The organism is Nostoc sp. CHAB 5836 (assembly GCF_020829445.1).
GTDB lineage: Bacteria > Cyanobacteriota > Cyanobacteriia > Cyanobacteriales > Nostocaceae > Nostoc.
On record NZ_JAIVFV010000034.1, the window covers coordinates 1 to 20,838 of the forward strand.

Consider the following 20,838-nt stretch of genomic DNA (forward strand, 5'->3'; position numbering starts at 1 on the left):
ATATTTTCAAGGTTCGGTGTTTCTTAAGCGTTGCTTTTTTCGCTCCGCTTCAGGCACTTATTCAATATAGCGAACCTCACTCTTTGTGTCAACTACTTTTTCCATTTTTCTTGGGAAATGCTTTTCTCTGAGTATAAAAGCCTTGGATAGTAAGGGTTTTAGGCTATAGTATTCCTGGAAGTTACTAAGGAAGCAATACATTTGTGAGCAGTTCTGGTGTTTTACCGCCTTGGCTGATTTTAGATCCTCTTTTGCGTGGCTGGTTGTTGGAGGATATTGGCAGGGGCGATCGCACAACAAATACGCTACTAGTTGAAGATGTGACGCTAGGCTCCGCTAAATGGATGGCTAAAGCTTCAGGGATAATTGCTGGTTTACCGGCTGCTGCTAGGGTGTTTCAGATTTTGAATGAGAAGGTCAGCTTTGTGGCGGTTGCGGCTGAAGGTGCATGGTGTGAGCGGGGACAGGTAGTAGCTGAAATTCATGGTTCGCTGGATGCGCTGCTGATGGGGGAACGGGTCGCGCTCAATTTGGCTATGCGCTTGAGTGGGATTGCGACGCTGACTAATATATATGTAGAGAAAATTGCTGATTTACCTGCTCAGTTGGTGGATACGCGTAAAACCACGCCAGGGCTGAGACTGTTGGAAAAGTACGCGACTGCTTTGGGCGGGGCAATTAATCATCGCATGGGGTTGGATGATGCGGTGATGATTAAGGATAATCACATTGCGGCGACTGGGGGAATTGGAGAAGCTGTTACCCGTATTCGTTCTCAGATTCCTTATCCTTTGACAATAGAGGTTGAGACGGAAAGTTTAGAGCAGGTGACAGAAGCTTTGAAGCACAAGGCTGATATTATTATGTTGGACAATATGCCTTTGGATATGATGCGTCAGGCGGTACAGTTGATTCGCCAGGAAGATAGGCGGGTGAAAATTGAAGCTTCGGGGAATGTGACCTTGGAAACAATTCGCGCTGTGGCGGAAACGGGTGTTGATTATATCTCTAGCAGTGGGCCGATTACTCAGTCGAAGTGGTTGGATTTGAGTATGAGGATTATACTTTAAATACCAATACGTTTGGATTAAGGCTAAAACTCTCAGTAAAAGTCAGTTTTTTTAACGTAGACGCTTCGGCTTGCCGCAGGCTACCGCCAACGCGAGTGCGTCTCCTCCTGGGAGAAGGACGCCAACGCGAGTGCGTCTCGTAAGAGTTGGACGCAAAGAGAAGAAAGAAATGCTTAACCCAAGTGTATTGCTTTAAATACAATGAGGCGAATTGTCCTACAGAGATTGCCACCAATTATTATTTAATTTATCAAGAAATCAAAAAATAGCGCCATTTAACACGCTAGCGCTATTTTTTTGATTTAATTCGCAATAGTTAAATAATTAATTTCCTAAATTATCATCGCTCATTGTCTGCAATCTTGTTTTTATACAGCACTGCGGTTGGTTAATAAGTTCCACAAGAAAACTGCAACAATTGCACCAAGAACTGCTACCGCAATACCAGGAATGCTAAGACTAGGAGCTGCTAGAGTTAAAGTTCCTGTACTGAAGAATATACCTAAGCTACCGCCAACAAAAGCACCGATAATTCCTAACAAGATTGTTCCCAGAATTCCTCCACCTTGATGACCAGGGTAGATAGCTTTAGCGATCGCACCAGCAATTAGACCTAAAACAATCCAAGCGAGAATATTCATTGTTATTAATTTGGTAAATGTTTTGTCCTCATGAGTGTATATTAACAATCTTAATCTTTCGTCCTATCTATCATCAGAATTAATCATTATTGTCCATAAGGAATAGTTTAATTGCAACTAGGTTTTTGCTGACGATGGGACAAAAAAGGCTAGGATGCAGATGAAATAAGCTCCATAGCCCTTAGTTCACGTTGATAATACTTGCGCTGATGACGTTAAATGTGTGACTAAATCTTGACATCTCTCTAGAAAATTAACCCAAGTTTGACCATATAAGCCGATATAAAAAATGCCTAATAAAATTTGGTTATCAGAGTTGCAAAAACATCGAGCGATCGCAGTCATCCGCGCCCCTAAAATTGAAGTGGGACAGCAAATGGCAATGGCTGTAGCATCTGGGGGAATGCAGCTAATTGAGATTACCTGGAATAGCGATGGGGCTGGGGAATTAATCAGTCAGCTACGTTCGGAATTACCAGCCTGTATCATTGGCACTGGTACGCTATTCAATGTTCAGCAGCTACAAGAAGCGATCGCGTCTGGGGCGCAATTCCTCTTCACACCCCACGTTGATCGGACAATGATTCAAGCAGCACAAGAAAAAAATGTCCCTATTATACCAGGAGCTATGACTCCTACAGAAATTGTTACCGCCTGGAGTCAGGGCGCTAGTTGTGTAAAAGTGTTTCCCGTGCAAGCAGTGGGAGGGGCTGATTATATCAAAAGTTTGCAAGGGCCTCTGGGCGAGATTCCCTTAATTCCGACTGGTGGTGTCACTCTGGAAAATGCGAAAGAATTTTTGCAAGCGGGGGCGATCGCTGTCGGTTTGAGCGGTGAATTATTTCCCAAAAAGCTTGTCACAGAAAGAAATTGGTCAGCGATCGCAACTCAGGCAAAAAACCTCATGCGACAGTTAGGTTAACTTAGAATCAAATCATCAAACATTCACGTCTATTAAAGTAATAGATATGGAAATAAAGGTGAAAACTGATCAGTTTCTCAAGACCCCATGATTTGAGTGTGAGTGTATCTAAAATGAAAAGACTGATTTATCCTGACTGGGTGCGTCGCTTACAAATAATCCTCACTGCTACAGCACTGTCTCTAAGTGTTTTTACTACTACTGGAACCAGTGAAGTTTGGGCAAATTCCAAAAATCGAGTGATTGCACAAACAATCCAGACATTACAACAATCAGAAAAGCGCTGGATTCAAATTAATCTTTCCAAGCAACGGTTAATAGCTTGGCAAGGTGACAAAGTGGTTTATGGAAGCGCTATTTCCTCTGGCAAAAAATCTACTCCTACTCTTGTTGGTACTTTTAAGGTTCAATCCAAGTTTAAAACTACGCGGATGCAGGGAGAAAATTACAATGTTCCCAATGTTCCTTATGCAATGTTTTACCAAGGTAATTACGCTATTCACGGAGCTTACTGGCATAAGAGATTTGGCACTCCAGTGAGCCACGGCTGTGTAAATATCGCACCTAAACACGCAAAATGGCTATTCGGGTGGGCATCAGTAGGGACACCAATAGTGATTCATAAATAGTAGGTGAAGTAGCTAGAAGGCAATTTCAGCAAAACTACAAATAACAATAAATCAAGACAATTGACTGATTCCCAGCATAAAATCTTGCTGGGAATTTTCGGAGTCGGAATTACTGAACTTGAAGTAAAATATAAAAGGGGGCATTCAACGATTTGCCCCAAAAATAAGCGTAAATCCTGACAATTACTGTACGAAATTACAAATGCAAATATAAATTTAGGGAAAGTTTGCATTTAGGCATTTAAATGACAGATTCTTTGTAAATCTTGTCATTGGTCATTGGTCATTGGTCATCTGGTGAAAAAGAATTGTTTTGACGTAGCACTGCTACGTCAAAACAAGGGTTCTGGGTAACGCATATTTAATTTTACTCCTATGTCTATTGGTCATTGGTCATTGGTTAATGAAGGACAAATGACTAATGTGCAAATTGGATGCAGATTAGCTTAGGACTTCTCTTGAGAAGCATTAGCGGATGAATTGCGTAAATCCTTGACAGAGAGCGAGTAGTCACTCTGGAAATTTGTAGTTTTCCAAAAAATTACTTCACTTAATGATTTTTGCGTAGTTTAGAAGGTAAGGCATAATGCAATCTTGGATTCGCAGTGGTGGAATTCGTTCTTCAGGAACTTTTTGTACAGGGGTGGCGCTGATGGTGGTGACTTTATTATCTTGGTCATCACCGTTAACAGGTACATCCAACTCTACTACAGCAACAGCCACGTCAGTCGATGAAAACAGCATCACTGTATCTAATAATATTAGCCAACCTCGCTGGATTGAAATTGACCTGTCAGAGCAACGGTTACGTGCATGGGAGGGTAATAAACTTGTTTATTCATACCGCATTTCTGGAGGAAAGCGATCGACCCCCACACCCATAGGTAGATTTCGGATTAATTCTAAGTATCGTACTCACCGGATGCGAGGCAGAAACTACAATATTCCTGACGTTCCTTACACAATGTATTTCTACAGAGGCTATGCCATCCACGGTGCTTACTGGCATAATCGTTTTGGGAGTCCAGTCAGCCACGGTTGCGTAAATTTGCCTGTTAAGCAAGCTCGCAATCTTTACAACTGGACTTCAACAGGAACTTTAGTAGTGGTGCGGAAATAATTCGTAGTTCGTAATTGGTAATGGGCTACGCTTTGCTACGCCAACGTAATTCGTAATTAAGAATTTCAATTACGAATTATCGCGATGATGAATCGATCGTTACGGCAATTCTTCTCTTGATGTATGAACAGGTGCGTTCACGGAGTAAACGTACCTGTCCATACATATACGGTAGACTAAAAACACATCTTCAAGGGATTCAGGAGCTATGAGCGTCACAATAACTCAATCTCTCACATTGGAAGAGTTTTTGAAGCTCCGAGAAACAAAGCCTGCGAGTGAATATATTAACGGTAAGATTATTCCTAAGCCAATGCCGAAAGGGAGACACAGCCGCTTACAAGGTAAACTCGGTGCTGTTGTCAATGAAGTCACGGAAAATCAGAAGATTGCCTATGCGTTTCCCGAATTACGGTGTAGCTTTGGCGATCGCTCAATTGTACCTGATGTAGCTGTATTTCAGTGGGGACGCATACCGTTCACCGTTGATAATGAAATACCTGATAATTTTGAACTTCCACCAGACTGGACGATTGAGATTCTTTCGCCAGAACAAAAACCCAACAAAGTAATTGGGAACATTCTCTACTGTCTAAAGTATGGTAGTCGGCTTGGATGGTTTCTTGATCCTGATGATCTTAGTATTCTAGTATTTCTACCAGAGCAGCAGCCAGTGCTACTCCAGGGAGAAGATTTTTTGCCTGTATTACCAGAAATTGAACTTGCACTAACCGTCAATCAAGTTTTTGGATGGTTAAAGATGGGTGGCTAGAAATAACTCGGCTGGAATGAGAAAAAGCGTAGACGTAGCCCGTCGTAAACATCGCCTAATTCTCAAACAAACTAGTATCAACGTGAAAAAAGTTCCCTAAAGCCTTAGCCATCTCCTGGGTAATTTCTTGTTTTCCACTCATAACTTGAGAAACAACCTCTCTTGAACCGAGAATTGCGACCAACTCAGCTTCCTTAATATTCTGAGCGTCGATTAGATGGAGGAACATTGAGTGTGCTGTTGATTCTTCCATTGGATAATGCTTATCTTCATACTTTTCTATCAGAGCGAGCAACAAATCTAATAATGCTGACTCTTCCAAAGTTCGGTTAACTCGATGAGATAGTTCCTCTGCTAGTGCAATAGCTTGCTCATTTTCTTCATCTGTTTTAATAACCACAAGAATCAGCATATTTTTGGCAAAATTCGCGCAGCTTTTTACCACTGATGATGTGCATTATATCTAACTCAACTGTGCCACAAGTTGATTCTCTAAAAGAGTATCATTCGTTAACAAGTCTTCAACGGTGATTCGCAAAAAGCGTTGTTCATCAACTTGAAAGAGAATTTTGATGCGATCGCTTCCAGGATATCCGGCTGGGGTCAGTTGGGCAATTGTTCTCGCGCCTTCTTGATCGTTAAGCGGTTTGACGCTGGTTTCACTACCATCTAGACGACGAGTAATTAGGCGATCGCCATCAAAATAAACTTCAGTATTACCTGTATCTGCTCCCAATTCTCCCATAATTAATTCAATGCTGGGCTGATTTTCTACAGAAGCGCCTAAGACTAATTCCACTGGCTGACTCATGGGATATGCCTGTCCAGCTTTTATTAAAGAATGCCACTTGTGACGCTGATTGCGACGATCCCAGTAGCGGATACCATAACTATGATATAGGAAGTCTTTGATTTGTATCCCTTGAGCTAACTGTAACGCACCTTGAGCGATCGCTTCAAAGGGACGTTCACAACGGATTTTTTCTGACTCAAAATACTGTTTGATCCATGTCTGCACTGCTGGCAATTGCACTGTCCCACCAACTAACAAAACTGCATTAATATCTGGAAGTTCTATCCCTTGGCGTCTTGCTTGTTGCAACAGTGTCGTCATCGACTCATCTAGTAACTCAAAAAATGCGTGTTCTTTGAGAATATCTTCAAAAGTGTCGCGGTTTAGTTCCAGTTCATAACTTTCAAATGTCTCATCGTCAAAATAAACTTCACTAGCTTGGTTTTGGGTTGATAGCTGAATTTTTACCCGTTCTGCCAATCGTGTTGTCAACGGACTTACCGCCAACTCTTGAGTTTTGGCAAAATAATCTACTAACCAATTATCAATATCAGTACCGCCCAGATTTTGCCCAGCTTTCGCCAGGACACGGGCTATTTTAACTTTTTGTTTTGAATCTTCAGCTAAGGACTTATTACCCCACTTGAGGATAAATCCTAGGGGTTTAGTGGTTGCTTGTACGCCTTGATCCAACCGGACAAGGGACAAATCCAAAGTACCGCCACCAAAGTCAATCACCAAGAGAATTTCTTGATCTGCCAAGCCATAACCCAAGGCGGCGGCTGTGGGTTCATCCAACATTCGCACCTGTTCGACGGGAAGGGATTGACAGACTTTTCCCAACCAGTGACGATAGGCTTCAAAACTGTCTACGGGTACGGTTAATACGAGAGAATCTAACCCACCTTGCAGGGGTGCTAGTTGTTCAATCACCTGGGTGAGGAACCATTGCCCTACTTGTTCAAAGGTGATGATTTGCCCATCTAATTCGGGTAAGAAACCTTGAATATCTGCACCAATACCGCGTTTGAAACTGCGGAAAAATCGTGTTTCGCCCTTGAGGTCAAGACCGCGATCGCGTACTTGTTGCCCGACTAAGACTTGATTTTGGGTTGCGTCTTCAACATAAACCAAGCTGGGAATCAGTGGCGGATTGAGACTTTGTTTAATTGACAAACCTGGGAGATTCAGGGTTTCTGGCTGCTGGGTGACAGGGTTCCAACGAGCAATGACTGTGTTGCTAGTACCAAAATCGATTGCGATCGCCATATTTTATATTTATTCTCTCGCACAAAGACGCTAAAGCTGCTTTCTCTGTGATTATTCTCCATAAGCTACCAAGAATGCAAATGTGCCCAGACGCTTGCTTCTTTGCATCCCAACCCAGATATCGATTCAGTAGACCTCTTGCAAAAATCCTTGAATCACCCCTCCGCGACCCTCCCCTTATAAAGGGGAGGGGGCAAGATTTCAAGTTTCCCACCAAAATATCGAGGGGATTAAGGGGGGTCTATTCGACTTATGCAAGAGGTCTAGTCTTTTGCAGCGAAGTGTTAGCTGCAACGCATAGCACGTGCTTGGTGGATATCGTCTATTAGGGTATTTGCTCCCTGATTTTCACTGCGGCGATCGCCTATTCCAGAAATGCCCGATTCGTTATACCTTTTAACTAATCCGTAGATCCATGTTCTGCTATAGCCTGTTACTTCCTCAACTTCTTCGGTTTTTTTCCCTTGTGCTAATAACCATATAATCTGACATTGGCGACTTTCTACTCCGTCTTTTGCCTGACGATAAACCTGTTCTAACTCGGAAATGTTTAAATGTGTGGCTATACTGATCCGTTTCGGCATAGTTCATAGTTGCACTCTTTACTTTTATCATAAGCGATTATCCGAACATGATATTAAAAGAAACTAAAAGTATTAAGCGCTGTTTTTTGTGTGTATATGCAGCATATAAAGGTGAAACAATGCTGACACTAGACTGTTCCCAAACAACTTTAGCTATTGACTAAGTAAGTAGGCAAGAATAAACTAACCTATGTTACGAAACGTAAATACACCTTAAACCCTTACAAATGACGAAGGACAAATGACAAATGACAGCCTTAGCCAGTTAGCTTTATTTGCGTTGTTCTACTTACAGCAACCTCAACACCAGCATCCAGGAAACCTTCACCGCCATCGACCGTTTTGAGTGGCAAGCATCCGATGAACTGCGTCTTATGCGAGATAAAGGCTATTACCAAGATGGTGGACACCTTAGCTTTGAAGCTTATTGCGAAAGCGAGTTGACCAAACACGGGGGATATCGCCGCGTCAGAGATTTGCTATCTGCGAAGAAAGTAGTTGATACCCTGCCAGAGGAACTGAGGGTGAAAATCACTAAACCCTCTCAAACTCGCTCCTTAGTCCGCCAGGTCAAAACTCTCGACAAGTTAGAGCAAGCTGTAGCGATCGCTCGTTCTAAAACTTACTCGTAATGCGATTTTAGCTAGATAGACTTGTTCTTTCTGAAAAGAAAAGCCACCAATCCTAAATCGTGCTGATTGTTGATTAGTTTTCTTTTTAAACTTGGGTTTACCAACTTTTTTACCTTTACGCTTACCTTTAAGGGAATCGAAAAAGTTTTTGTAGGCTACCCCTAAGTCTGCTACGGATTGTTGCAAAGGGATATTAGAAACCTCGGATAACCATTGTCGTTCAATAGTTTTCTTTGCTTGAGTAATTACCAACTTTTGCAAGTCATTGTTGCTTGGTAGTTTTTCTGACTGCTTGCAGATAGCCAAGGCATCATTCCAAACCACACGGACGCAACCAAACAACTGAGCTAAAAGCTGTCGCTGTTGGTCTGTCGGGTAGAAACGGTATTGATACCTCGCTTTCATGGCTAATGCTATAATTGGTCTAAAAAATGATTATACATTGGTCTGCATACAATGACAACTATATTTAGAAGAGAAAGACATAGTGTTACAGACTTAAAAATACATTTGGTCTGTGTGACAAAATATCGGAGGTCTATATTTACGCTAGAAAGCCTTGATCTGATTGAAAAGTCGTTTCAAGAAGTTGCCAAAAAAATGGATTTCCAAGTGATCGAATTTAATGGTGAAGGGAATCATGTTCACTCGCTGATTGAATATCCACCCAAGCTGTCTGTGTCTCAAATAGTTAATGCACTAAAAGGAGTTTCCAGCCGTCGTTACGGACAAGAAGGATACAAAAAACCTCACAAAGAAGCTTTATGGAGTCCTAGCTATTTTGCGATTTCTGTAGGTGGAGCGCCGCTAGAAGTTCTTAAGCAGTATATTAGAAATCAAGAAAAGCCGTCCTAGAAGGACGGGGCTTGAATCCCATTTTTTCGGTCACCAACCAGCTTTTCATAAGGCGGAGGATTTTGAAAAGGATTTTCTTCAAGAACTGCAAGTAATTCCTCCGCTTTTTCCTTCAAATTACTAGAAGCTAACTTATAAGCGTCTTTTTGCGCTTGTCTTGTATAAACTAACTTCCAACTCACCAATCTAACTCCCCATCACATTCTTCAATAGGAGTTGCTAACCCTTCTTTTATAGATTCTCGCATTCCAGGGACAGATAATAAGTAAAGAGTTTCCTGAATAGCAGACCAGTCTTTTTCGGCAAGCAGAATCGCATTACCACGCTCACCCTGAATAATAATGGGTTGACCCTGCGCTGAAACTTGGTCGATTAGCTTTTGTAAATTATTTTGAGCGTCGTTGACCAGAAGTAAAGACATCATGCTTTTTTGAGTCACTGTAACTTTACTCTAGCTGATCTGCGAACTTATAGCGGTTCTCCCTTGAGTGCAGTACAGTTTTGACCTCACTTCCATTCCTCTCTCCTAAGAGGAGAGAGGCTTTGAATCTTACTCCCCAACGCTAGAAGGGAAGGGGCTGGGGGTTAGGTCTGTATTCCATGCAATTGAGAACCGCTATATGCTTGGCAGAGATACCGCTCATCCTCTATGCAATGACCCCGGCTATATACCCACAGGCAGCGTATTAGATAAAATTTGCGCTACCTATAGAGTTCAGCCAGGGGATTTTTTGCTTTGGCTTCCCGTAAATACTCCTATTCACCGGAGCCGGTGACTTTCCCTGTTCAAATTTGAAGTGTTTTGGTAGCGATACCTGCGGCGGGCTTTGACTACGCACTGCTGGTCTGGTCATTGTCTATAACTGCTGAAATGCTTGCCATATATACATTTTAGCAGTTATAAACTCTGTGTTTTCAGAGTTTGTGATAAATCCGGGTTTATCCATCTGAATTATCGGCTATTTGAATTTCTTGCTCGTATTGCGCGATCGCTTCCAGCGGGCGGTTACGCCATCGCAACTCAGGCAACTCGAAGGACGAGACATAGAACCATCCGCTGGAATTATAGACTCTCAAACTGTGAAAACAACTGAAAAAGGAGGAGTTAAGGGCTATGATGGCGGATATGCAGGCTCTTTAGTCATATAGTCCTAAATTTTAGAAGTAGGAAAGCTGTTTCAATACATTTTAAAATAGAATTCAAGAGTCAGACTTTTTGATTAAAACTATATCTAAAAATCAATAGATATTCTGAACTCTCAATTCTGACTGAGAATCGCATTAATAATAGTGGCGTTTTGATTGAGATAGGGGGGATCGATCATCTGACGATGAGCGCCATAGGCATAATGATTGATTTTTTGCCTTTTTGTAGCTTGTGTCCAGTCATCTTCTAAATCATAGTTTTCCTCAGCACGCACGAGATGAATAGTTCCATTAATCTGTAGATTTTTGAGGTCTGAATTCCAGAGAAAATTAAAGTATTCCCAAACTTGATTGTATGTGCGATCGCGTAACTTTTGGTTCTCCAGAAAGTAACGTCTCAATTCCTGACGTTTAGGATTTAATAAGAAAGTATCAACCCCTTCTTTAATTTCTGACATCTCGGCTTGATTAGCTTCACGACCCCCTCGATAAGTATCTATTAAAATCACATCAGAAACCACGCGATCGCGCCTTTCTAGCTGTTGAGCCATCAATATTGCTAAGAAACCTCCTGCTGAGTGTCCCATCAATTTTATATCTTGATTTGGTGCTAGGTGGTCTATCAAATCGGCATATTTTTCTAAAGTTTGTTCATCGGCAATATATCTAAAAGTGTAGACAGCATAATCTTTTAAATAATCAGCTAGCTTTGCATAAGCTGTGGCAAAACCCAGGGCTGGAGGAAATAGAAATATCGCTTTTTCTTGCTGTTTATTGAAAACTACGTAGGGGCGTTCTTTAGGTTGGATATTCATCTCTTTGGCATAGATGATATACTCACTTAATTCTACCAATGTAGGTTTTTCATAAATCATTGACAAAGGAATTTCAATCTCCATCTCTTGATAAATTACCGTCATGAGATTCATTGCCTGTAATGAATGTCCACCTAAATCGAAGAAGTTATCATTCACTCCTATTTTTGACACTTGTAGGACTTTTTCCCAAATGTTTACTAAGATGTTTTCTGTTTGATTACGTGGAGCTAAATACGGTGATTCTACTATTGATGTTTCATCAGGTTTTGGCAATTTTTTGTGATCTATCTTGCCATTAGGATTTAATGGCAGTTCTGACAGCATGACAAAAGCTGAAGGTATCATGTAAGCTGGCAATTTCTGCTGTAGGAAACGGCGCAGATCGCTAGGTGTCAATGACTGGTCTTTTCTGACTACATAAGCTACCAACCGTTGGTGTTCAGTGGTATCTTCTCGCAGAATCACAACTGTTTGCGCTACTTGGGGATGATTGTCTAAAATTGATTCAATTTCTCCTAATTCGATACGTAAGCCCCGCAGCTTGACTTGGTTATCGATGCGACCAAGAAATTCGATATTGCCATCTGGTAAATAACGAGCTAAATCGCCAGTTTTATATAATTTGCCATTACCAAAAGGATTGTCAATAAATTTTTGAGCAGTTAATTCTGGTCGGTTGAGATAACCTCTAGCTAATGAAGCGCCTCCAATATGCAATTCTCCAGGAATGCCAATAGGAAGCGGTTGTAGCTCAGAATCGAGGATGTAAATCTGGGTATTGGCAATGGGGCGACCAATGGGAATTATCTGATAATGAGACTGTGGTGTACACTGCCAGAAAGTGGCATCAACTGCTGTTTCTGTTGGGCCATAAAAATTGTACAATTCACAATCAAACCGCTCAAAAAACCGTTGAGTCAGTTCATAGGATAGGGCTTCTCCACCACAAAACACTCGCTGCAAGCAACGACAATCTTCTAAGTTTAATTCCTGAATAAAAACTCGCAGTATTGAGGGAACAAAATTGATTTGGGTAACTTGTTGTTGGGCTATTAAATTAATTAGGTAAGCAGTATCTTTATGACCTTCAGGTTTAGCTAAGATTAAAGTAGCACCGGCTATTAAAGGCCAGAAGATTTCCCATGTTGCAACATCAAAACTGAAAGGAGTTATTTGCAGAACCGCATCGCTTGTTGTAAGTGGATAAGCCGCGATCGTCCGCAACAAATTATTGCAAATACCCCGATGGATATTCATCACCCCCTTCGGCTGACCTGTAGAACCAGAAGTGTAAATGACATAAACCAAATTTTCCCATGTCACCTGAGTAATGGGATTCTGCTGACTATATTTAGCAATTATCGGCCAATCACTATCTAAACACAGCACTTGAGCTTGATTTTCTGGTAAAGAGGCTATTAAGGATTGCTGGGTAAGCAATATTGATACCGCCGAATCCGAGAGCATATAAGCCAAACGTGCTGCTGGATAACTAGGATCTAAAGGGAGATATGCTCCCCCTGCTTTTAAAATCCCCAATAGTCCTACAACCATTTCCAGCGATCGCTCAACAAAAATTCCCACCAATGCTTCTGGTTCTACACCTTTTGTTTGCAAATAGTGAGCTAACTGATTAGCTTGCTCATTTAACTGTTGGTAGGTCAATTGTTGACCTGCAAATATGACTGCTACTGCATCGGGAGTAAGTTTTACTTGTTCTTCAAATAGCTGATGAATACATTTCTCTTGAGGATATGAAACTGCTGTGTTGTTCCATTCTATTAGTAACTGATCACGTTCTCCGGTGGTTAATAAATTAATTTGTGACAATTGGCAATCCGGATTATCAACTACAGCCTGAATTATTTGTAAAAAGTGACCGCTCATTCTGGCGATCGCCTCATCTCTAAAAATATCCGGTTCGTATTCTATGACCAATTTTAAATCATTAGCATCTTCAAAAAAACTCCAACTCAAATCAAATTGGGCAGTGCGTGGTGCTAGAGGGTATTCTTGATGCTCAATACCGGGAATTTTCATCACTGCTTTACTTTCTTGACTTAGCAGTGAAAACATCACGTCGAACAACGGATTTCGGGATAAATCACGTTCTAAATCGAGGGTAGATACTAATTTATCAAAAGGATAATCACTAAATTCATAAGCGTCGAGGCAAGTATTTGTCACTTCTGTCAGCGCTTGTTTAAAAGTTCCTTCTTCTGGGAGTAAAGTTCTTAATGCCAGGGTATTGATATAAAATCCAATTTGGTTTTCCAAATCTGGATGATTGCGTCCAGAAATAGGTACACCAATTACTAAATCACCCTGTCCGGTATAACGGTAGAGTAATATTTTAAATAAAGTTAAGAGAGTAATAAATAGAGTTGTATGATTCTTAGCAGCCAAAGTGCGTAATTGATCGCTCAGACTGGGACTGAAACGATAAGTATATAGAGCTGCTTGAGAAGATTTAAACTTAGGTCGGGGAAAGTCAGTTGGTAAGTTAAGTATAGGTGGTTGTTGTGCAAAGCGATCGCACCAATAATCATGCTGTTCTATTACCTCCTCACTTTCTAACAACTTATTTTGCCATGCAGCATAATCTTTATATTGCAATGGTAGTTGAGGTAAGGTAGCGTTTTTTTGTTGAGTATAAGCAGAGTACAAAGTGATAAATTCTTGGAAAATAATATCGAGCGATCGCGCATCACCAATAATATGGTGTATAGTCAAACAAAATAAAAATTCATCTGACTTGATCTGCACTAGTAAAACTCGCATTAGGGATAATTTTTCTAAATCAAAGCGCGAATTTGCTGACTCTTTAATCCAGGTATCAGCTACTATTTCAGCATCACTTTTCCCTCTTAAATCTCTAAAAAATAGTAGCTGTTCTTGAGCTACTTGTTCATGAACAATTTGCTGAATATTTCCAGCCACACTAGTAAAAGTAGTTCGCAAAATCTCGTGGCGGCTCACAAGTTGTTGGAAAGCTGACTCAAATGCAAAAATATCTAAACAACCATTTATTCTCATTGCCAGCCTAATATTATAAGCGCTGGAATATTCATCTATATGATGCAGAATCCACATACGTCGTTGAGCATGGGATACTTCATAATATTTTTGCTGTGGTAGTGTTTTAATAGCGCCCCATCGTTCTGAAGTTATCATTTTGCCTGCCGTGATTGAATTAAGTCAGCTTGTTCTTTTAAGGTATTATTAGTAAAAATTTCCCGCAATCGTAGTGAGATTCCAAAGCAGTTGCGGATTTGCGACACCAAGCGCATCGCTTTGAGACTATTTCCCCCTAGTTCAAAGAATGATTGTTGAATGTCACTCACTTCCACTTCTAAGAGTTCATTCCAAACCGAGGCTAATAAACTTTCTTGTTTGCTGAAACTAGTCAATTTATTGGTTATTTGTGCAATATTTTCTGCTAGTTTTGGCAACACTAGGCGATTGATTTTCCCATTTGGTAATAGAGGGAAATACTCTAACCGCATCACAAAGGTTGGTTGCATATAAATGGGTAACACTTGTTTGACTTTTCTTATGATGTGTTCATGGTTTGCAGTGTCATTTCCCTGATAATATGCAGTTAATGTTACCAATCCTTCCTTTTTATCCGCAACTACCAATACTTTTTCTACACCATCAATAGCAGAAATTGCATCTTCAATTTCTCTTAATTCAATTCGTACCCCATTCAATTTAACTTGGTTATCGCTGCGTCCTATTACTTCCAAATTCATATCTGGTAGCAGTCGTCCTAAATCACCTGTGCGATAAACTAAATCACTGCCATTATTCAAAGGATTTGGCACAAAAACCAAATTAGTTAAGTTTTCATCTTGGTAATAACCTTTTGTTAAATAAGGCGATTTGACAAAAATTTCCCCAACTTCTCCGACAGCGCAGGGACGAGAGCCATCGATGACTGCAAACGCCGCATCTGACAATGTTTTTCCCGCCGGAACTCGCGCATAAGAAATCTTATTAGGGTCAGTAATCCGGTAAAAATGCTTGACAAAAGTTGTTTCACTAGCTCCATAAATGTTGACAAATTCTGTTTGATTACCAAAAACTTGATGCCATTCACAAAGTTCTTTGACAAATAAAGGTTCTCCTCCCAACACCAAAATCTGCAAATTTTTCAGTATTTGGTCAGCATTGGCTAAATGGCGACCGATGTTTAAAAACAAGCGCATCACCGAAGGTACCGTATGCAGTAAATTAATCTGCCATTCTCCTAACCGCAATAGCAAACGCTCCGAATCTTCACGGTCTGTACTATCAGGAATATAGAGAGTTCCTCCAGAACATAAAGTAACAAGAGTTTCTCTCAGATAAGCATCAAAGTTAATTTGAGCAATTTGTAAACAGCGCCAGTTCCGATTAATGCCGAATTCAATTTTTTCCCAATTTATGAAGTGACGCAAGCTTCCATGACTACCAAGTATTGCTTTAGGTTCACCTGTTGAGCCGGAAGTGAACATAATATAGTTAGAATCATCAGCATCAGGCATTAATAGAGCTTTTTTACTATCGCTTTTGACTACGTTCAAGCATTGATAATTTGCACCATTCCATTCATAGTATTGCTGAACTTTATTAGTAGTAACCACCAATATATATGGAGGTTTTGGTAATACTGCTAATCTGGGTTTCACTACATCTAAATATTCTGCTGCTGTCACCACGATTGAGGGAGATGTTTTTAACATCATTCGTGAATAGCGTTCTTCCGGTTCATCCAAACGCAGAGGTAAATAAATTCCCCCAGCTTTGAATACAGCCAGCATCGCTACTACCTGACGGTAATCCCCTTCTAAAATTACACCGCAAATGGTATCTTTTTGAGTTCCTAAATCATTGAAGATATTAGCCCAAGAATTAGTTAATATATCTAATTCCAGATAGCTCAATTCTCCCCCAAAATAAATAATTGATGCTTTTTCTGGTGTAGCTTTTACCTGTTCGTTCAAGTCATGAATGACTGTCTGTGTCTCTAAACGAGGAATTGGTTGAATAAAGCTTTCAATTAAAGAGGTTTCTGCTGCTGATAAAAGAGAAATTTCACACACTGCTTGACTAGGATTTGCTACCATCTCAGTCAGCAACTTCTCCAAATGAATCAGAGCTTTTTGCATCCTATCTGCTTGGAATATATCTGTGTTGTAAATTAAATCTAACCTGAGTTCATCATTTTGTTCGATAAAAATAAAAGAGAGGTCAAATTTGCTTGTAGGAGTTAGTAAATCCAGGGATTCTATTTTTACTTCTTCTACTACAGTTTGACCAAAATTTTGCAACAGCACTAAAATATCAAACAATGGTGTGCGGTTAATTTCTCTTGAAATTGTTAGTTGTTCTACCAAAATATCAAATGGGTAATTAGAATGCTCAAATGCTTCTGTGACGGTTTGGCGAACTTTTGTGAGCAGATTTTTATAGCCTTGTTTGGGGTCTAATTCATCACGGATTACAAGTGTATTGAGAAATAAGCCGATTAAAGATTGCAGTTGTGGATGGTTGCGAGTGGCAATTTCTGTACCAATAGAAATGTCATGCTGACCAGTGTAGCGATAAAGTAATACTTTTACTGCTGCTACCAGTCCGATAAACAAAGTGCTTTCTGTTTGTCTACAAATCGTTCGCAACCCAGAGACAATTTCTGGTTTGAATGTCCAGCTTAAATGAGAACCATTGTAAGTCTTGATAGGAGGTCGCAGAAAGTCTGTGGGTAAGTGAACGCGGGGTATTTGCCCATTATCCAGTTTTTGCCGCCAGTAATCTAAGTTTTTCCTATTACCCTCACTTCGCAAAATATTGGCTTGCCAAGCTGCATAATCTTTGTATTGTATGGGCAGACTATCTGGATTTGGTTGTAAGCCTTTGACAAAGTAATTGTAATATTTTAAGCATTCTTGAGCTAATAAATCCATCGACCAGCCATCACAAATAATATGATGGATTTCCATGAATAAAATATATTCATTATCTGACAACTTATAAATATTAGCCCGTAACAGAGGGCTGTTTTCTAAATTGAAAGGTTCTTTCTTTTCTTGAATAATTTCTAGTATGCGGTTTTGGGCATCAGGTTCATTAATCCAATCTTGAAATCCGATATAAAAATGATAATCTGTAAGTATTATTTGCCTCGGCTCACCATTGACTAATATAAATGATGTCCGTAAAGATTCATGGCGATTAATCAAAACCTGCATCGCTTTTTCAAAAGCACTAGGCTGAAAAACTCCTGCTATCTTGATTGTAGAAACAATATGATAAGCCGTATTGCTTAAATCCATCTGTTGCAGTACAAAGAAGCGTTTTTGTGCATGAGATGTTTGATATGTTTCTTGTTCAGCTAAATGGGGAATTATCGGGACATCAATAGGCGCACCAGCGATTAATAATTCTGCCTGTTCTGCAATTGTAGGGTGCAGGAATACTTGTTTGAGTTGAAAGGGAAGACCTAGTTTTTCTTGAATTTGGCTGACTAGAGAAATTGCTTTTAGGCTGTGTCCCCCCAAATCAAGGAAGTTATCATTGACTCCTATGTTCGAGACCTTGAGAACTTGTTGCCAAATATTTACTAGTATGCTTTCTGTTTCATTACGTGGGGCTAAATAGGGTGATTCTATTATGGATCTTTCATCGGGTTTGGGTAATTGTTTATAGTCTATCTTGCCATTAAAATTTAATGGCAGTTCTGACAGCATCACAAAAGCTGAAGGTATCATATAACTAGGTAATTTCTGCTGTAAGAAACTGCGTAATTCCCTAGGAATTAACGACTGGTCTTTTCTCACCACATAAGCTACTAATCGTTGGTTTTCAGCAGTATCCTCTCGCAGAATCACAACTGTTTGGACTACTTGGGGATGAGTGTCTAAAGTCGATTCTACTTCGCCTAACTCAATACGTAAGCCTCGTAGCTTGACTTGATTATCAATGCGACCAAGATATTCAATATTCCCATCTGGTAAATAACGAGCTAAATCCCCTGTTTTATACAATTTGCCATTGCCAAAGGGATTGTCAATGAATTTTTTGGCAGTTAATTCTGGTTGGTTGAGATAACCTCTAGCTAAAGGAACACCCCCAATATGCAGTTCTCCAGGAATGCCAATAGGAAGTGGTTGTAGCTCAGAATCGAGGATATAAATTTGGGTATTAGCAATGGGGCGACCAATGGGAATTACTTGATAATTAGACTGTGGTGTACACCGCCATAAAGTGGTATCAATAGATGCTTCCGTGGGGCCATAAAGATTATGTAATTCACAGTTTAATCGCTCAAAAAATCGTTGACTCAGATCATAGGATAGTGCTTCTGCACCACAAAATACTCGTTTTAAACAACGGCAATTTTCTAAGTTTATTTGTTGCAAAAAAACTCGCAACATGGAGGGAACAAAAAATATTTGAGTAATTTTATGTTGATCTATCAGATTAATTAAATAAGCAATATCTTTATGACCTTCAGGTTTAGCCACTACTAGAGTTGTTCCAGATGTTAAGGGCAATAAAATTTCCAAGACTGAAGCATCAAAATTAAAAGGAGCTATTTGCAGGATGCGTTGGTTTTGCTCGCTGTCGGCATCGCTTATCGTCAGTGGGGAAGCATCAATTGTCTGCAATAAATTATTGCAAATACCCTGATGAATATTCATCACTCCCTTGGGCTGACCTGTTGAGCCAGAGGTATAAATGACATAAGCCAAATTTTCTGATGTCACCTGGCTGACGGGATTTTGCTGGCTATACTGAGCAATTATCTGCCAATCACTATCTAAACACAGCACTTGAGCTTGATTTTCTGGTAAAGAATCTACTAAGGATTGCTGGGTAAGCAATATTGATACCGCCGCATCCGAGAGCATATAAACTAAACGGTCTGCTGGATAACTAGGGTCTAAAGGTAAATAAGCTCCTCCTGCCTTTAAAATTCCTAATACTCCTACTATCATCTCCAGGGAACGTTCTACAAATATTCCTACTAATACTTCTCGCTCTACCCCTTTTTCTTGTAAATAGTGAGCTAACTGATTAGCTCGTTCATTTAACTGTTGGTAGGTCAATTGTTGACCTTCAAATATGACTGCTACTGCTTCGGGGTGAAGTTTTACTTGTTCTTCAAATAGCTGATGAATACATTTATCTTGAGGATAGTCAACTTGAGTATCGTTCCACTCCACCAATAGCTGATGCTGTTCTACTTTGGTCAACAGCGACAATTGACCTACCTGCTGCTGGGGATTAGCTGCGATCGCTTCTAACAAGGTCTGTAAATGACCAGCCATGCGTACAATTGTATCGGTGGCAAAACGGTTAGTGTCGTAATTAAATTTGATGAGAAAGTCTTTTTTGGGTATTGCTGCCACAGTTAAAGGATAGTTTGTCTCTTCAAAGTTCTCCACCTTGCTAACTGGCAATAATTGACCTGGCTCTTCTGATAAACTATCCATAGGATAGTTCTCAAACACCACCAAACTCTCAAATAAGGGGACTCCTGGCGGCACATCACTCATCTTTTGTACTTCCGCCAAAGTGCTGTAAGAGTACTCCTGAAGTTCTGCCTGTTTTTGCTGTAACTGCTGTAGCCAAGGTAAAATTGATTCTGACTTAGGGATGGATATTCGCAGTGGTAAAGTGTTAATAAACAACCCCACCATATTTTCTACCGCCGACAAATTGGCAGGACGGCCGGAAACCGTCACACCAAATAAAACCTCTGGCTCTCCACTGTAGCGACTGAGTAGGATTGCCCAAGCTGCTTGGATCAAAGTTGATAAAGTCAGACCATACTGCAACCCCAAGGATTGCAATCCTTGAGTAGTTGCACGGGATAAATGGAGATCCTGTTCTTGATAAGTCGGTTGTACTCCAGAATCAAGCACCTGGGGTTGGTCTACCATGAGTGGGGTAGGAGCAGTAAAGCCCTCAAGGGTTCGCCGCCAAAATATCTCAGCCACAGATAAGTCTTGCTGCTGTAGCCAGACAATGTAGTCTTGGTAGGGACGAGGAGGAGGAAGATAGCAGCTTTGACCTTGATTGTTGGCTGTATAGAAGGTTAAGACTTCTTGGTAAATGATGGGTAAGCTCCAACCATCTAATGTAATGTGATGGCGATTCCAGAGAAATTTATAGGTTTCATCGGATAGCTGAATTAGATGACAGCGCATCAAAGGGGCTTGGTTGAGTTGAAACCCTTTTTGGCGTTCTGTTTGCAACAATGAATCTAGACGCTCTTGTTGCTCTTTTAGGGAAAGGTTGCGCCAATCTAGATCATACCAAGGTAAATCTACCTGCTTTCGCACTACTTGTAGAGGCTGTTGACGCTTCTCCCAGAGGAAAAGCGTTCGTAATACTGAGTGCCGCTCTACGACTTTTTCCCAAGCCCGCTTAAAAGCAACAACGTTGATAGCCCCACAGATGGTAATCAGTGTTTGGGTGCAATAAACTCCTGAGTCTGGAGCATAAATGCTATGAAAGAGCATCCCCTGTTGCATGGGAGAAAGAGGATAAATTGACTCTACGTTTTTGCTTTGTTGAGATTTTTCAGCGACCATTGT

General features: G+C 40.5%; 15 protein-coding genes and 2 pseudogenes. 8 read left to right on the plus strand and 9 right to left on the minus strand.

Going from position 1 to position 20,838, the window contains the following annotated elements; genetic code table 11:
• The first annotated feature begins 203 nt into the window (after positions 1-203).
• Entirely contained in the window at positions 204-1,070 is an 867-nt protein-coding gene (nadC, locus tag LC605_RS09660; RefSeq protein WP_229547340.1) for a carboxylating nicotinate-nucleotide diphosphorylase, read from the plus strand.
• Between the two features lie 368 nt (positions 1,071-1,438).
• Here the strand turns inward: nadC and LC605_RS09665 are convergent, their stop codons facing one another.
• Positions 1,439-1,711 (minus strand): GlsB/YeaQ/YmgE family stress response membrane protein, encoded by a 273-nt coding sequence (locus tag LC605_RS09665; RefSeq protein WP_229547341.1) that lies wholly within the window; start codon positions 1,709-1,711, stop codon positions 1,439-1,441.
• 289 nt (positions 1,712-2,000) lie between these two features.
• Between LC605_RS09665 and LC605_RS09670 the strand changes: the two genes are divergently transcribed.
• From LC605_RS09670 to LC605_RS09685, 4 genes are all read left to right on the plus strand, one after another.
• Positions 2,001-2,633, plus strand: a complete 633-nt coding sequence (locus LC605_RS09670) for a bifunctional 4-hydroxy-2-oxoglutarate aldolase/2-dehydro-3-deoxy-phosphogluconate aldolase (protein WP_229547342.1) — start codon at positions 2,001-2,003, stop codon at positions 2,631-2,633.
• 113 nt (positions 2,634-2,746) lie between these two features.
• A complete protein-coding gene (locus LC605_RS09675) occupies positions 2,747-3,262 on the plus strand; it encodes a L,D-transpeptidase (protein WP_229547343.1) in 516 nt (171 codons plus the stop codon).
• Between the two features lie 586 nt (positions 3,263-3,848).
• On the plus strand, positions 3,849-4,382 hold the full coding sequence (locus LC605_RS09680; protein ID WP_229547344.1) for a L,D-transpeptidase: 534 nt from the start codon (positions 3,849-3,851) through the stop codon (positions 4,380-4,382).
• Between the two features lie 208 nt (positions 4,383-4,590).
• Positions 4,591-5,154, plus strand: a complete 564-nt coding sequence (locus LC605_RS09685) for a Uma2 family endonuclease (protein ID WP_229547345.1) — start codon at positions 4,591-4,593, stop codon at positions 5,152-5,154.
• A 55-nt stretch (positions 5,155-5,209) separates the two neighbouring features.
• On the opposite strand, the gene LC605_RS09690 is transcribed toward LC605_RS09685, so the two are convergent.
• From LC605_RS09690 to LC605_RS09700, 3 genes and pseudogenes are all read right to left on the minus strand, one after another.
• Positions 5,210-5,566: a type II toxin-antitoxin system HigA family antitoxin gene (locus LC605_RS09690; protein ID WP_229547346.1), complete on the minus strand. Its 357-nt coding sequence runs from the start codon at positions 5,564-5,566 to the stop codon at positions 5,210-5,212.
• A gap of 51 nt (positions 5,567-5,617) precedes the next feature.
• Positions 5,618-7,216 (minus strand): Hsp70 family protein, encoded by a 1,599-nt coding sequence (locus tag LC605_RS09695; protein WP_229547347.1) that lies wholly within the window; start codon positions 7,214-7,216, stop codon positions 5,618-5,620.
• A 302-nt stretch (positions 7,217-7,518) separates the two neighbouring features.
• A pseudogene (locus LC605_RS09700) lies at positions 7,519-7,800 on the minus strand (transposase); the annotation flags it as partial.
• Between the two features lie 275 nt (positions 7,801-8,075).
• On the opposite strand from LC605_RS09700, the gene LC605_RS09705 reads away from it, so the two are divergent.
• Positions 8,076-8,432 carry a hypothetical protein gene (locus LC605_RS09705; protein WP_229547348.1) on the plus strand — a complete coding sequence of 119 codons (357 nt, stop codon included), beginning with the start codon at positions 8,076-8,078 and terminating at the stop codon, positions 8,430-8,432.
• Here LC605_RS09705 and LC605_RS09710 read toward each other — a convergent pair.
• Positions 8,388-8,837, minus strand: a complete 450-nt coding sequence (locus LC605_RS09710; RefSeq protein ID WP_229547349.1) for a helix-turn-helix domain-containing protein — start codon at positions 8,835-8,837, stop codon at positions 8,388-8,390. The two genes, LC605_RS09705 and LC605_RS09710, sit on opposite strands and share 45 nt — an antisense overlap.
• 51 nt (positions 8,838-8,888) lie before the next feature.
• Between LC605_RS09710 and tnpA the strand changes: the two genes are divergently transcribed.
• A complete protein-coding gene (tnpA, locus tag LC605_RS09715) occupies positions 8,889-9,287 on the plus strand; it encodes an IS200/IS605 family transposase (protein ID WP_229547350.1) in 399 nt (132 codons plus the stop codon).
• On the opposite strand, the gene LC605_RS09720 is transcribed toward tnpA, so the two are convergent.
• Both LC605_RS09720 and LC605_RS09725 read right to left on the minus strand, forming a co-directional pair.
• Positions 9,284-9,469, minus strand: coding sequence for a hypothetical protein (locus tag LC605_RS09720; RefSeq protein ID WP_229547351.1), 186 nt, complete (start codon positions 9,467-9,469; stop codon positions 9,284-9,286). The genes tnpA and LC605_RS09720 overlap by 4 nt on opposite strands.
• Positions 9,466-9,708: a type II toxin-antitoxin system Phd/YefM family antitoxin gene (locus LC605_RS09725; RefSeq protein ID WP_267868486.1), complete on the minus strand. Its 243-nt coding sequence runs from the start codon at positions 9,706-9,708 to the stop codon at positions 9,466-9,468. The genes LC605_RS09720 and LC605_RS09725 overlap by 4 nt, the downstream gene beginning before the upstream one ends.
• 596 nt (positions 9,709-10,304) lie before the next feature.
• Between LC605_RS09725 and LC605_RS09730 the strand changes: the two are divergent.
• Positions 10,305-10,412: pseudogene (locus LC605_RS09730) on the plus strand (IS5/IS1182 family transposase); the annotation flags it as partial.
• Positions 10,413-10,546: 134 nt separating this feature from the next.
• Here LC605_RS09730 and LC605_RS09735 read toward each other — a convergent pair.
• Positions 10,547-14,425, minus strand: a complete 3,879-nt coding sequence (locus LC605_RS09735) for a non-ribosomal peptide synthetase (RefSeq protein WP_229547353.1) — start codon at positions 14,423-14,425, stop codon at positions 10,547-10,549.
• Positions 14,422-20,835, minus strand: a complete 6,414-nt coding sequence (locus tag LC605_RS09740) for a non-ribosomal peptide synthetase (protein ID WP_229547354.1) — start codon at positions 20,833-20,835, stop codon at positions 14,422-14,424. The genes LC605_RS09735 and LC605_RS09740 overlap by 4 nt, the downstream gene beginning before the upstream one ends.
• Positions 20,836-20,838 lie beyond the last annotated feature (3 nt).

Bases quoted from the DNA above. Each gene is read 5' to 3' on its own strand.
- LC605_RS09665 (WP_229547341.1), bottom strand. From the start codon at position 1,711: ATGAATATTCTCGCTTGGATTGTTTTAGGTCTAATTGCTGGTGCGATC.
- LC605_RS09670 (WP_229547342.1), top strand. From the start codon at position 2,001: ATGCCTAATAAAATTTGGTTATCAGAGTTGCAAAAACATCGAGCGATC.
- LC605_RS09675 (WP_229547343.1), top strand. From the start codon at position 2,747: ATGAAAAGACTGATTTATCCTGACTGGGTGCGTCGCTTACAAATAATC.
- LC605_RS09680 (WP_229547344.1), top strand. From the start codon at position 3,849: ATGCAATCTTGGATTCGCAGTGGTGGAATTCGTTCTTCAGGAACTTTT.
- LC605_RS09685 (WP_229547345.1), top strand. From the start codon at position 4,591: ATGAGCGTCACAATAACTCAATCTCTCACATTGGAAGAGTTTTTGAAG.
- LC605_RS09690 (WP_229547346.1), bottom strand. From the start codon at position 5,566: ATGCTGATTCTTGTGGTTATTAAAACAGATGAAGAAAATGAGCAAGCT.
- LC605_RS09695 (WP_229547347.1), bottom strand. From the start codon at position 7,216: ATGGCGATCGCAATCGATTTTGGTACTAGCAACACAGTCATTGCTCGT.
- LC605_RS09710 (WP_229547349.1), bottom strand. From the start codon at position 8,837: ATGAAAGCGAGGTATCAATACCGTTTCTACCCGACAGACCAACAGCGA.
- tnpA (WP_229547350.1), top strand. From the start codon at position 8,889: ATGACAACTATATTTAGAAGAGAAAGACATAGTGTTACAGACTTAAAA.
- LC605_RS09725 (WP_267868486.1), bottom strand. From the start codon at position 9,708: ATGTCTTTACTTCTGGTCAACGACGCTCAAAATAATTTACAAAAGCTA.
- LC605_RS09735 (WP_229547353.1), bottom strand. From the start codon at position 14,425: ATGATAACTTCAGAACGATGGGGCGCTATTAAAACACTACCACAGCAA.
- LC605_RS09740 (WP_229547354.1), bottom strand. From the start codon at position 20,835: ATGGTCGCTGAAAAATCTCAACAAAGCAAAAACGTAGAGTCAATTTAT.